Genomic DNA, 12,543 nt, shown 5'->3' with positions numbered 1-12,543 from the left:
AATGGCTGAACAGACGACCAACAAGCAATACGAAACAGCAGTAAAGCAGATCATTAAGGACTACAAAGCAAAAAAAGAGATCACCAATGAAGAATTGGTGACGAAGATCGTCAAGCCATTTGAGTTGAAGAGCGCCGCGGTCGACGAGCTGATGCAGAATCTGGAAGATAACGGTATCTCGATCGTTGACGCCAACGGTGACCCATCCGAACTTAGCCTCAAGAAAGAAAAGAAGATCTCCAAAAAAGAGCTCTCCGACATGTCAGCGCCGAGCGGGATCAAGATCAACGATCCGGTCCGCATGTACCTCAAGGAGATCGGCCGGGTCTCGTTGCTGACCGCGGACGAAGAAGTCGCGCTGGCCCTGAAGATCGAGCAAGGGGACCAAGAAGCCAAACAGCGCCTCGCCGAAGCGAACCTGCGCCTGGTGGTCTCTATCGCGAAGCGTTACGTCGGGCGCGGCATGCAGTTCCTGGACCTGATCCAGGAAGGGAACATGGGGCTGATGAAGGCCGTCGAGAAGTTCGACTACCGCAAAGGCTTCAAATTCTCGACGTATGCGACTTGGTGGATTCGCCAGGCGATTACCCGCGCGATTGCTGACCAGGCGCGCACCATCCGGATCCCGGTCCACATGGTCGAAACCATCAATAAGTTGATCCGGATCCAGCGTCAGCTGCTGCAAGACCTCGGGCGGGAACCAACGCCAGAAGAGATCGGGGCCGAGATGGACATGCCGACGGATAAGGTCCGCGAGATCCTGAAGATCGCGCAAGAACCGGTCTCCCTTGAGACCCCGATCGGGGAAGAGGATGACTCGCACCTCGGTGACTTCATCGAAGACCAAGACGCGACCAGCCCGGAGGACCACGCGAGCTACGAACTGCTCAAGGAGCAGCTCGAATCCGTCCTCGATACGCTGACGGACCGGGAAGAGAACGTCTTGCGTCTGCGCTTCGGCCTGGACGACGGCCGGACCCGTACCCTTGAGGAAGTCGGGAAGGTCTTCGGCGTGACCCGTGAACGGATCCGCCAGATCGAGGCCAAGGCACTGCGCAAGCTGCGCCACCCGAGCCGGTCCAAGCAGCTCAAGGACTTTTTGGAATAACCCATTGAAGGGCGCCGGTATCGGCGTCCTTTTGGTTGTTCGGCCAGTCGTGTATACTAAAGTTATCACGAGATGAGGAGTAACACTGTCATGGAAAAATTTCACCTGTCTAAGCGCCTGCAGCACATTGCCGATTTCTTGGGGGACGGTCGCCGCATCGCCGATATCGGCACGGACCACGCGTACATCCCGATCCAGTTGGCCAAGGCTGGGCGCATCGACTTTGCCGTTGCCAGCGACGTCGGCGAGGGACCGGTCGCGATCGCGACGGCCAACGTGCGCGACAACGGGTTGGCCGATGTGATCGACGTCCGGTTGGCAGACGGTCTGGCGGGGCTGCGGCCGGAAGACGGCATCGATACCCTTTTCATCGCCGGGATGGGTGGCTTATTGATCCGCGACATCCTGACCGCCGGGCTGGCACACCTCGATGGCACCGAAACGTTGATCTTGGCCCCTAACCGCGATGACGAGGCGCTACGGATCTGGCTCGCCCAGCACGAGTTCGGGATCCTCGACGAAGACCTCGTTGAAGAACTGGGCCACGTCTACCCGATCATCGTCGCCGGGCAGACCAAGCCAGAAGTGCCGTACCAAGAGGCTGATCTGATCCTCGGTCCCGTGCTTCGGCAACGGCGCAGTGCACTGTTCCTGCAGGAGCTCGACAAGCGGATCGTCAAGACACAGGCGGTGCTGACGAACCTCGCCAACGCACAGGCGGATCAAGCCGCCAAGATCGCTGAAGAACGCGCGCGCCTCGCGCTGTTTGAAGCCGAGCGCAACGCCTAATCAAGGAGGCAACTGATGCTAACAGGTCAGACGATCATCGATCAATTCGAGCAGTTCGCCCCGCGTAGCCTCGCCGTTCCCGGCGACCCGGTGGGGATCCAGATCGGCGACGCGACGCGCCCGGTGCACACCGTCCTTGTGACGCTGGATGTGCGCCCAGAGGTGGTCGAAGAGGCGATCCAACTCAATGCAGACATGATTTTTGCGCACCATCCCGCCGTCTTTCGCCCCGCGGCGAACCTAGACTTCGCCGACCCACAGAATCGCATGTACGGCCGTCTAATCGAACACGGGATCCTAGTCTATGCGGCGCACACGAACCTGGATCGGGCGACCGGTGGGATGAACGACTGGCTCGCCAATGCGATGGGGCTGACACAGATCCGTCCGTTCATCGCGACCGGCGATGAAGCGAACATGGGCCGTATCGGTGACTTAGCCGAGCCGATGCGCCTCGACCACTGGGCGAGCACGCTCAAGGCGCGCTTTGACTTGCAGGGGCTGCGGGTGATTGCCACGGACCTTACCCGCCCGGTCCAGACCGTTGCCGTTTTAGGCGGCGATGGCGGCAAGTTTTATCGCGACGCGCAGGCGGCCGGTGCTGACGTCTACGTGACCGGCGACGTTTACTACCACACCGCCCATGAGATGCTCGCCGCCGACATACCCGTGATCGATCCTGGCCATCACATCGAGGCGATCATGAAGGCGCAGGTCCGCGCGCGCTTGATCGACTGGGCCCAAAGTGAGGACTGGCCCGTTCAAGTCATCGCGTCTCAACTGAGTACCGATCCGTTTCATTTCATGTGAAGCCGGGTTCTGCCCGATCAAAACAGGGCTGCGCCGTAACGCAGGTTTAGCCCAAAGTACAAGAGCGGTCTCCTGAAAAACCCGAACGGGTTGACAGGGGACCGCTCTTATGTGGCTTACTTTGCCCGTTCGAACGCAGTGAGTAACAGGCAGACATGCATTCGAATGCCTCGCTTCGGCATCGCCGGATGGCCGATAGGTGATGGCACGTCACGTTCTGGTAGACACGTGCCACCGGAGGTTATGCTTGCGTCCGTCAGCGCGCAGGCGGCATGAAGTGGTTCTCTAAAGAGAAGCGTAACGGTGGGACAGACTCATCGATGCACCGTTGCCAGTAGTCGACATGGCGACGGTCGATCGGATCCTGGCTATCCGTCACCGCTGGGGCGGGGGCAGTCTGTTCGCTGTACCAACAAAGGTAGAACCGGCCATTGAGGGTAATAGAGAAGATCGATTCGCGCGCGAGGTGTTCTGGGATCAGGGTGCGGTCCACGGCCGCCTGGTGCGTGCGCAAAAAAGTCATCCATTCGCGCGCCGTCGCGATCTGATCAGGGTAGACTGCAAATCCTTCCAGCTCGATCATAGGTTCGGGTCCGTTGTAAAGTTAAGTGGGCTGAGGTCCGTCGACTTGGCCAGCAAGGCCATCGTGAACCGCTGCCAGGCCGCCTTACTGAGAGCGGCGCTGGTCATCGTTGCGCTGGTCGCTAGCGCCGCCAGCGCCGGGGCATCCAAGCCGTGGCTCTGCGCGTCAGTTGCGGCGATGTGTGCCAGCAACTCAGCATGAGTGGCTACTTGCACCTGGTTCAGATCGTGCTGGAAGTACCGGAAGTGGGCGTCCATCAGCACCCCGGCCAGCTTGTACTGCCAATAGGCGGCGTCAAGGCTGGGCGGTAGCGCGCCGCGCTGATAGTCCGCCGGTGTGTCGGTCGTTCCGGCAAAGAACGGCACGAATTGACTCTGCGCCGCGACGCCCATGGCGATCCAGTGCAGATCGGCGATCTCGTAGGGCAGGTCCGGCCGCAACTGTAACACATGGGCCTCTTGTGTGCGAGCCAGACTGATCGGCCGGAAGCGGTGCGCTGCGCCAGCCAACCTGTCTGCCGGATCGTAGTCGGTCTCCTCGAAGTGGGCCCCGAGCACCTGGAACGCGTCGTCCACAAACAGCGGTCGGTCAGCCTGCAAGCAAAATGGCAGATCGTCATCTGTTGGCTGGCTCTGTCGCTTCGGGCTCAACCGACGTTGTCCGTCCCAGACGCGCGCGGTGTTGTAGGTGTGATCGAACGCGCCAGTCGTCCCGAAGATCTGCCGGAAATTGAAGGCGGTCCCGCGCTCCCACAGGCGGTGGGTCGCGGCGAAGTCGAACAAGTCGGGGCTGTACATGAAGTCGGGGGAGTCTGGGAGCACGCGCTGGATTGCCAGCTGGTTCGCGACCACGGCGTAGCAATCATCGGGGATGCGTTGCGCGACCCACTGATGCCCGGTCGCGATCTCCATGTACCAAGCCTCGTCGTGATCCGCAAATAAGACGCCGTTCGCCTCACCGGTGCCATGTTGCGTCACGATCTTCCCGAGTCGGGTCACGCCTTCTTGGGCCGACTGAATGTACGGGAGCACGACGGTGACCATCGCTTCTTCGATGATACCGGTGTCTGCCACGAACGGGTCGTAAGCCAGTACTCGCGGGTTCGCATAGGCGCTTTCCGTGGCACTCATCGCCACGCCCGCCGAGTTGATGCCGGCTTCTTCGAACAGCCCGAAGTCCGTCGTCCACTCCGGGGTGGCCGTGTACTTGAGCGCGTGGCTCGGCAAGGCGAGCGTGAACTGATTCGCCTTAGAAGCGAAGGTCACGGTGTCGTTGACTTGAGCTGGATGGACGACGACGTGCTTCGGCCAAGCCGCCTTGCTGTCTTCGTTGCGTCCGATCATCACGCTGCCGTCTGCGCTAGCCGCTTTGCCGATCAGGATACTGGTACAGGATGTGCGCGTTGCCATTGTCTTTGCCTCCTTGATCACTGTTCGCGGACTGTAGACAAAGTCCGCGCAGTTACCTCTAGTTTAACAAAAAAGTCGCTAGGGGGCTGTTAAATCCACAACCGCGCGTGTATTCTAGTGAAGGTCGCGCCTCGAACCCGGGTGGCGCGCAGAATATGTGTCTACAAAACGTAGACGAAGCGAGGCAATCCCCATGGCAAAACTGACCCAATACACCCAACATGACACACTGCGGCGGCTCGGCGTCGTCCTGGCCAGCGGTCTGATCACCGCCATCGCCTTGAATTTCTTTTTGACGCCAGCCAAGGTCTTCCAGTCTGGGGCCACCGGGGTCGCACAGCTGCTCTCGTTGTTCTTGCAGCGTGCTGGGGTGGCCCATCAGGATCTGACCGGCTGGTTCAACTTGCTGTTGAATCTGCCGCTCGCGTACCTCGGCTGGCGGAAGCTGGGCCGAGATTTCACCGTGTTCAGCTTCTTGAACACGCTGGTGATCTCAGTCCTAGCGATCCTCCTGCCCGTGCACGCCTTGTCGACGAACCCCTTGATGAATGCGATCTTCGGTGGCGTCCTGACTGGCGCGGGCGTCGGGATCGCGCTGCGTTTCGGGTTTTCGACCGGCGGCCTCGACATCCTGTCGATGTACTTGGCCAAAACGACCCGGCGGACGGTCGGCGCGCTGATGTTCGCGATCAACCTGGCGATCATCTTAGTTGCGGGCCTCGGGATCCAGTGGGAAAGCGCCTTGTACACGATCATCTCGATCTACTGCATGACCCGGGTCGTGGATGGTCTGCACACCTCGAACCAAAAAATCACCGCGATGATCGTGACCGAGCACGCCGAAGCGGTGATCGCTGCAGTCCGCGCCCGTCTGATCCGGGGGATCACGGTGATGCCAAGCAAGGGGGGCTTTCTCGGCCGGCCGAACACGACGCTGATGATCGTGATCACGCGCTACGAGCTGTACGATCTGACCCAAGCGACGCTGGGCGCAGACCATGCGGCCTTCATCGATATCCTCAACACCGTGGATGTCGTCGGCGAGTTTTTGACCTCTGACCAGCAAGCGGCCAAGCGTCAAGGTCAGCACGAGGCCTAGCCAATCCGTACGGGCTGTGCGATAATGGAGTATCGAAAAGAAGAGAGGATGATCACGATGCCATTAGTTCACATTGATCTCATCGAAGGTCGCTCCCCGGAAGCCTTGCGCCAGATGTGCGCGGACGTAACGGAAGCGATCGCTAAGAACACCGGGGCACCAAAGGAACACATTCACATCGTTCTCAACGAGATGGCGAAGAACCACTATGCCGTGGCCGGTGTGCTCAAGTCCGACGAGCAGTAAGGAGGCGCGCTGTGGCAGACGCACAGGAGTCATCAGAAGAGACTGCGTACTACGCGGAGATGAAACAGAAGATCGTGGCGGCGCTGGAAACGGTGATCGATCCAGAGCTTGGGATCGACATCATCAACCTTGGTTTGATCTACGGGGTCGACTTGGATGAAACCGGTCATTGCGACGTGGAGATGACGCTGACGACCATGGGTTGCCCGCTGACGGACATCCTGGATGATAGCATCCACCATGCGCTGCTGGCGGTGCCAGGGATCAAGTCCATCGACATCCACCTGGTCTGGTATCCCGCCTGGGGGCCCGAGCGCATGAGCCGTTATGCTAAGATGGCGCTGGGGATCCACTGACCGGTGATAGACACACACGAAGGCCGGGCCTGTCCCAGCCTTTTTTGCGAGCCAAAGGAGGACGGCGCGTGGACTACTGGCAACATCTGAATGCAATGGCCGCTGCGTGTCCGACACCGCTTGTCACGCAGCAGCTTAACGCGATGACCACCTGGCGGCAGGCGGTCGCGCACGGTCAACTGCCGGTTCAACCGCTGATCCGACTGGGATTGCCAGCCGAGGAGCGCCTCAGCACCGATCCCGTGGTCGAACAGGCGCTGCACCGCTTCGACCAGCTCGCACGGAATTTTCGTCAATACATCGCCTATCACTACGGGATGTGGGCCTTCGTCAGCCAGACGCTGGCCGAGACCTGGCAGGCCACTTATGGTCCGCAGCGCTACCTCGAAGTGGCCGCGGGTAACGGGTACCTATCCGCCGGCTTGCAGGCGGCTGGTAGTGAGGTGATCACGACCGACCCGTTGAGCTGGGTCGGGACGAACGCGACCGGTCGGGCCCCGTTAGTCCCGGTGCAGCGCGCGGGCGCCACAGCTGCGCTGTGGCGGTATGGCCACGCGGTCGACGCCGTTGTGATGGCCTGGTCGCCTGATCAGGAATGGAACGATGCCGCGTTCTTGCACACTTTGCGCGCCGCGTTTCCTCAGCTGCAACTGTTCGTGATCGGCGAACGTCATGGGGCGACCAACAGCCGGCTGTTCTGGCAACAGGCTCGATTCGTCCCGGATCGCCGCCTGCTCACCCTCAACCGGGCGTTTCCGCAGTTCGACGCGATCAACGACCGCATCTACCGGATGCGATGACACGAAAGGAGGGGCCGCATGAAGCGCTTTTTGTTGCTCGATATCTGCTGGGTCGCCTTGGTGATCCTGGCGGGCTGGACCTGGTCGCTGCACGACCAGTCCGAGTACGCCGATCGACTCGACCACTACGGCCTGTCTGAATCGGCCCAGGTCGTCCACCCGAGCCGCCACCTGACGGTCCAAGAAGCCGCAGCCGCCCTGGCCAAGGCCAAACTCGGTCCAGTCCAAGTCCAGTTCCACGCCGCGGACCACCAGATCTTCCTCTTTGCGACGCAAGCCGATGCCGGACTTCCGCTCCAATCCGGGCAATGGTTCTCGGTTGCAGACCTGACGGCAACGCTACCCGTCGCCGTGGTCGGCCAAGCGGTGGTGGCGCAGTTGTACACCGGTAGTCAGCAGCAATACCTTCAGTGGGACAAGACGTACTTACCCGTGCTTGGCACTGTCGCGACCCGCCGTGACAGTCCGCTGAACCGGGCAATCTTCCTGAACGCTAGCAGTACCGCCGCCCAAGATGTCTCGCTCACCGCCACGACGATCTATGTCGATGGTCAACACCTTGCGAAGGAGATGGCGACCATTCGCCGCGTCTTTGGTGGGACACTGACGGCCTATCACTACGAAGGCAGCAGCGCGCGGACTTGGTGGGCAGAGGTCGGCTTGACCCTGCTACGCAGTACCGGATTGCTACTCGCCGCACTCGGGTTGACCTGGGCTGCAGCACGACTGGTTCGCGCAGGCACGCCGCGTGACCTGACCCCTGAATGGCGGCGTCAGTACGACCGCGGCCGCTGGCGTCAGGCCGTCACGCATGTCGCCGGCGCCGTCGGCCTCGGCGGCGCTGTATGCTGGTGGTGGTTTTATTTGACGGACCGGACCCGTTTGATCGCTTTTGTTGCGGCATTGTGGGCGGTCCACGCACTCGGACTGTGGTGGTGGTTGCGCCGCAGTCGACTCACGAAGGAAGTGGCGAGACATGACTGAATTACCTGTTGGCTTTGTGGCCAAGTACACTGAATTGCTCGGTGCAGACGCCCCGGCATTCTTGGCACGGTTCTCCGCACCGCTCCAAACCGGCTACCGAGTGAACCCGCTGCGGCCGGCAGCCCCGCTTGAGACCGCTGGCGCTCCGATCCCGTGGAGCCAGTGGGGGCACTTCGGTAAGGTCGCCGGTAACGGGATCGACCATGTGGCGGGTTATGTCTACAGCCAAGAACCTAGCGCGCAGTTCGTGGGCACCGCGGCGGCCCCTACGCCTGGCGAACGGGTATTGGACCTCTGCGCCAGCCCCGGCGGCAAGACCACCCACCTCGCTAGCTTCATGGCGCAGCACGGGGTGCTGGTCGCCAACGAGATCAACCCGGGGCGCGCCAAGGTGCTCTCAAGTAACGTGGAGCGCTTTGGCATCCGTAACGCGATCGTGACGAACAACGACCCACAGACACTTGCCGTGCACTGGCCCGAGGCGTTCGATCGGATCTTGGTCGACGCCCCGTGCTCAGGTGAAGGGATGTTTCGCAAAGACCCCGACGCCATGCAGTACTGGACGCCAGACTATCCTGCCAGCTGTGCCACACGCCAACGTGAGATCCTGACCGCTGCGGTCAAGATGCTGCGCCCAGGTGGGACCCTGATCTATTCGACGTGTACCTTCAGTCCAGAAGAAGACGAGCAGATCGTCGCCTGGGCGCAGCAGACGCTTGACCTGACGCTGGTGCCCCTCGCCAAACCCGAAGGGATCAGCGACGCGCGCCCAGAATGGGGCGGCGGTGACCCGACGCTGGCCTATGCCGCCCGGCTTTGGCCTCAAACAGCTGCCGGAGAAGGGCACTTTGTCGCCAAGTTGGTCAAGGCTGGGGACACGCCGATCACCGGTCCGACCGAAGTTGCGAGCCGTCTGAGCGCCGAGCAAAAGACGAGCTGGCAAGCATTCGCGAACCAGAGCCTCACGTCGGCGTTGACACCAGGCGCCTTTTACCTGCGCGGTGACCAGCTTTATGCACTGCCTGCCACCACCCCCAGCTTAGCCGGCGTTAAAGTGCTGCGGGCCGGGCTACACCTGGGCACGTTCAAGAAGAACCGGTTCGAGGCCAGTCACAGTCTGGCCACTGCGCTTGCACCGCAGGCCTTTCAGCAAGTGGTCCCCGTCGACGACGCGGAGTTTGCCCGCTATCGTCATGGGGAGACCTTGGCGCGGCCGCAACTGACCGGTAAGCGGACCGTTTTGTTGACCCTTGACGGCAAGTCGTTTGCGCTAGGCAAACTTGTCGGCGGAACGATCAAAAACGCATACCCCAAAGGCCTGCGGATCTGAGCGACTGATCAAATTCAAAAAGCGGTCCATTCATCCGAGTCGGAGAATGGACCGCTTTTTAGCGTCGGGTCAGGGGTGGGGCAATCCGCGCTGATTGATGTAGCTTTGGAGTGCTGGCGTGAGCACAACCGGGACCTGACGCAAAGCAGCAGGCGATTCTGCCCCAAGCGCCGCCATCAGTGCCGGCAATTGTGCCTGCCAACGCTTGAGCCGCGCGATCGCCGCGGCCTCACCGTCTTGCACGAGCCAGTGCAGGACCAGCCCGCTGAGCCCGACCGCAGTTGCCCCGAGCCGTAGGGCCTTGACCACATCCAGCGGCGTACGGATCCCACCAGTGGCTAAGCGGGTGAGGGGCTGTCCCTGGGCTTCCAGCAAGGACTCAACGGTATTTTGGCCGAACCCTTGCAGATAGTCATAATCGCGGTCTGGGCGGCGCACGTTTTCGATCTGGCCGAAGTCAGTCCCGCCCCGGCCACCGACATCGACGTAGTGGACCCCGATCGCCGCAAGCTGGGTGAAGGCCTCCCGCGAGAAGCCATTGCCGACCTCTTTGACCACCACAGGGACCGGGCTGGCCGCAACGACCGCCTGCAGATTGGCCAACCAGTGAAACTCGCGGTCACCTTCCGGCATGACGGTCTCCTGGATCACATTGAGGTGAAGCTCGATCGCGTTGGCTTGGAGCATCGCGACCGCCTTGGCGACCGCCTCAGGACCGTGATTAGCCCCGAGGTTACCGAGAATGAAGGCCGCTGGTGCCGCAGTCCGCAGCGCCGTGAACGTTGGTGCCAAGGCCGGTTCGGCCAACGCAACGGATTGGGAGCCACTGGCGATCGCCAGGTCACAGGCCGCCGCGATCCGGCCGAGCTGTGCGTTCAGCCGCCCGGTCTGCGCTGAGCCGCCAGTCATCGCGTTGATGTATAGTGGCCACGACCACCCCCAGAGGTCTGGGGTGACTGAGACGGCCGCCACTGCAGTCTCGGGTAGTGGAGAGTAGATGAGCCGGACCTGGTCGAAGCCCGCATCGGCGACGGGTCTAAAGTATTTTTCCGCCAAAAACACATGCTCGTCCTTGCGGTGTGATTGTACAGACGTCATCTCAATCCTCCAATACGCGTGCGGCAGGACCAGGGGCACTGACGAGCACCCGCTGATCGAACTGCGGCGACAGTGCGGCGCAGACCGTGGCGACATGCGGTGCTAGCGTCAAGAGCTTGACGTTCGGCCCAGCATCCATTGTCGCGTAGACTGGCACCCCGCTCGCCCGCAAGCGGTGGACCGTCTGCCAGACCGCCAGCGTCTCCGGCTCAAAGTAGGTGAACGCCGGATCTGCAGCCATGATCGCCGCGTGCATCTGCATCGCGCTTTGCTCGGTCAGGTGGCCGATCGTGGGCATATCGTCGGCCGCTAGCGCCTGGATCATTGCAGTGGCCGCCGCTTCGTTGTGCGTGACCCAAGCAGGGTAGTAGGGGCTCGTCGCCACGGTGTTCGCCATCAGGTCGCGGGACCCGATCGGCTTAGGCCCCGCGTTGACCATCACGACCACCATACGCAGCGGTAGCGTCGTGGCCGGCAGTGGTTCTGCGTACGAACTGGCGTCATCAGTCCCCCGGTGCCAGACGGCCAAGCCGCCGAATACCGAGCGGGCGGCCGAGCCGGACCCGCGGCGCGCGAGTCGAGACAGCGCGCGGTCATCGAGTGTCAGGCCAGCGGCGTGGCTGGCCGCCAGCGCCAGTGCCGCATAAGCGGAGGCCGAGCTCGCCAGGCCAGCAGCCGTCGGGACGTGGTTGGTCGAGGTGACCCGTGCCCGCGTCGTGATGCCCGCTTGCCCGCGCACTAGGTCCAAAAATCGGGTCAGCTTAGCGGCTGACTGAGCCTGACCATCGAGCTGGAATTGGTCGGTCGCCAGGCGCGCATCGAACTCGACGCGCGTATCGGTGTAAAAATCCGCCAGCGTCAACGAAACGCTGCTGGTGTAGGGGAGGATCAGGTCAGCGTCTCGCTTGCCCCAGTATTTGATCAGGGCGATGTTCGTGTGGGCACGGGCAGTCGTCATACTAGCGCCTCGCTTTCGGCAAATTGATGGGTCCAGACAGCAGTGGCGCCCGCAGTGGTCAGGGCCGTAGCGATCCGGCGCGCCGTCCTGGCGTCTTGGGCCAAGGCGATCATGCAACCGCCTTGGCCACTACCGGTCAGCTTAGCGCCCAACGCGCCGGCTGAATGTGCTGCGGTGATCAGTCGGTCCAACGCAGCACTGCTGACCCCCAGCGCGTGCAAGGCACGCTGGCTCTCGTCTAGTGCGGCCCCAAGGCGGGGCAGATCGCTTGCGGCGAGCGCCGTGCGAGCGGTCGCCACCGCCGCCCCGATCCCGGTGATCAACGGCTGATACTGCGCAGGGGCGGCCTTAAGCTTCGCGGCAACGCTTGCGACCGCCGCTTTGGTCTGTCCCATCGTACCAGTGTCGGCGATCACAAGCGCTCCGCTAGTCGGAAAGGCGATCGGCTGCGGGGCCTGGCCGCGCACGAACCACTGCGGCGCCGTGGCACTGGTGGTCGCTGCGTCTAGCCCACTGGGGTTGCCATGGATCGCACGCTCCGACACCGCCGCCCAGTCGAGCAACGCACTGCGGCTCAGCGGTGTCTCGTACGCTGCGTACCACGCCCGGATCACCGCCGTGGCTGTGGCCGCACTGGAGCCCATCCCGCGCTCCGGGGGCAGTTGGCTGTCGATCCGCAGGTCAAAGCCCTGCGTCGAGGCGCCAAAAAACGCCTGCAGCGCGTCGATCAAGGCGGCGATGCCGGCGAAAGGGAACTGCGCCACCTCCAGGTGGCCACGGTAAAAGGTCGACTCGATCAGCCGCTGCCGATCGCGCCGCGGCGTCAGGGTCGCCTTTAGCTGAAGCGCGCGCACGGGCAATGCAATGGCCGGCTGGCCATACACGACCGCGTGCTCGCCGATCAAGATAATTTTGGCATAACTAGTTCCGGTCGATTGATTCACAATGATCTCTCCTTAACATCTCTTAAATC

14 protein-coding genes are annotated in these 12,543 nt (G+C 62.0%); 9 read left to right on the top strand and 5 right to left on the bottom strand.

The window, feature by feature from the left end; translation table 11 throughout:
* The first annotated feature begins 1 nt into the window (after position 1).
* The 3 genes from rpoD to HII33_RS08930 all read left to right on the top strand — a co-directional run bounded on the left by rpoD (position 2) and on the right by HII33_RS08930 (position 2,707).
* Entirely contained in the window at positions 2-1,108 is a 1,107-nt protein-coding gene (gene rpoD, locus HII33_RS08940) for an RNA polymerase sigma factor RpoD (RefSeq protein ID WP_179395458.1), read from the top strand.
* 90 nt (positions 1,109-1,198) lie between these two features.
* Complete coding sequence (locus HII33_RS08935; protein ID WP_179395457.1) at positions 1,199-1,897, top strand: tRNA (adenine(22)-N(1))-methyltransferase; 699 nt, start codon at positions 1,199-1,201, stop codon at positions 1,895-1,897.
* A gap of 15 nt (positions 1,898-1,912) precedes the next feature.
* A complete protein-coding gene (locus tag HII33_RS08930) occupies positions 1,913-2,707 on the top strand; it encodes a Nif3-like dinuclear metal center hexameric protein (protein WP_179395456.1) in 795 nt (264 codons plus the stop codon).
* Positions 2,708-2,963: 256 nt separating this feature from the next.
* On the opposite strand, the gene HII33_RS08925 is transcribed toward HII33_RS08930, so the two are convergent.
* Together HII33_RS08925 and HII33_RS08920 are read right to left on the bottom strand one after the other, a co-directional pair.
* Positions 2,964-3,290 (bottom strand): DUF6176 family protein, encoded by a 327-nt coding sequence (locus tag HII33_RS08925; protein WP_179395455.1) that lies wholly within the window; start codon positions 3,288-3,290, stop codon positions 2,964-2,966.
* A complete protein-coding gene (locus HII33_RS08920) occupies positions 3,287-4,699 on the bottom strand; it encodes a C69 family dipeptidase (protein ID WP_179395454.1) in 1,413 nt (470 codons plus the stop codon). Before HII33_RS08920 ends, HII33_RS08925 begins: the two co-directional genes overlap by 4 nt.
* Before the next feature lie 193 nt (positions 4,700-4,892).
* Between HII33_RS08920 and HII33_RS08915 the strand changes: the two genes are divergently transcribed.
* The 6 genes from HII33_RS08915 to HII33_RS08890 all read left to right on the top strand — a co-directional run bounded on the left by HII33_RS08915 (position 4,893) and on the right by HII33_RS08890 (position 9,514).
* A complete protein-coding gene (locus HII33_RS08915; protein ID WP_179395453.1) occupies positions 4,893-5,798 on the top strand; it encodes a YitT family protein in 906 nt (301 codons plus the stop codon).
* A gap of 24 nt (positions 5,799-5,822) precedes the next feature.
* Positions 5,823-6,044 carry a 2-hydroxymuconate tautomerase gene (locus HII33_RS08910; protein ID WP_179395452.1) on the top strand — a complete coding sequence of 74 codons (222 nt, stop codon included), beginning with the start codon at positions 5,823-5,825 and terminating at the stop codon, positions 6,042-6,044.
* An 11-nt stretch (positions 6,045-6,055) separates the two neighbouring features.
* Positions 6,056-6,400 carry an iron-sulfur cluster assembly protein gene (locus HII33_RS08905; protein WP_179395451.1) on the top strand — a complete coding sequence of 115 codons (345 nt, stop codon included), beginning with the start codon at positions 6,056-6,058 and terminating at the stop codon, positions 6,398-6,400.
* A gap of 68 nt (positions 6,401-6,468) precedes the next feature.
* A complete protein-coding gene (locus tag HII33_RS08900; protein ID WP_343036854.1) occupies positions 6,469-7,200 on the top strand; it encodes an SAM-dependent methyltransferase in 732 nt (243 codons plus the stop codon).
* Positions 7,201-7,218: 18 nt separating this feature from the next.
* The gene (locus HII33_RS08895; protein WP_179395450.1) at positions 7,219-8,184 is read left to right on the top strand and encodes a hypothetical protein; all 966 of its coding nucleotides are present in this window, start codon (positions 7,219-7,221) and stop codon (positions 8,182-8,184) included.
* Positions 8,177-9,514 carry an RsmF rRNA methyltransferase first C-terminal domain-containing protein gene (locus HII33_RS08890; protein WP_179395449.1) on the top strand — a complete coding sequence of 446 codons (1,338 nt, stop codon included), beginning with the start codon at positions 8,177-8,179 and terminating at the stop codon, positions 9,512-9,514. The genes HII33_RS08895 and HII33_RS08890 overlap by 8 nt, the downstream gene beginning before the upstream one ends.
* Positions 9,515-9,583: 69 nt before the next feature.
* Here HII33_RS08890 and fni read toward each other — a convergent pair whose 3' ends face one another.
* Genes fni through mvk form a run of 3 tightly spaced genes read right to left on the bottom strand, consistent with a single transcriptional unit; the run spans position 9,584 to position 12,514 of the window.
* Positions 9,584-10,612, bottom strand: a complete 1,029-nt coding sequence (fni, locus tag HII33_RS08885; RefSeq protein WP_179395448.1) for a type 2 isopentenyl-diphosphate Delta-isomerase — start codon at positions 10,610-10,612, stop codon at positions 9,584-9,586.
* A gap of 1 nt (position 10,613) precedes the next feature.
* Complete coding sequence (mvaD, locus tag HII33_RS08880) at positions 10,614-11,570, bottom strand: diphosphomevalonate decarboxylase (RefSeq protein ID WP_179395447.1); 957 nt, start codon at positions 11,568-11,570, stop codon at positions 10,614-10,616.
* Positions 11,567-12,514 carry a mevalonate kinase gene (mvk, locus tag HII33_RS08875; RefSeq protein WP_179395446.1) on the bottom strand — a complete coding sequence of 316 codons (948 nt, stop codon included), beginning with the start codon at positions 12,512-12,514 and terminating at the stop codon, positions 11,567-11,569. The genes mvaD and mvk overlap by 4 nt, the downstream gene beginning before the upstream one ends.
* Positions 12,515-12,543 lie beyond the last annotated feature (29 nt).

Source organism: Lacticaseibacillus absianus (assembly GCF_013407595.1).
Lineage (GTDB): Bacteria > Bacillota > Bacilli > Lactobacillales > Lactobacillaceae > Lacticaseibacillus > Lacticaseibacillus absianus.
Note: the sequence above shows the minus strand (reverse complement) of the source record. Positions and strands in the feature narration are given on the sequence as shown.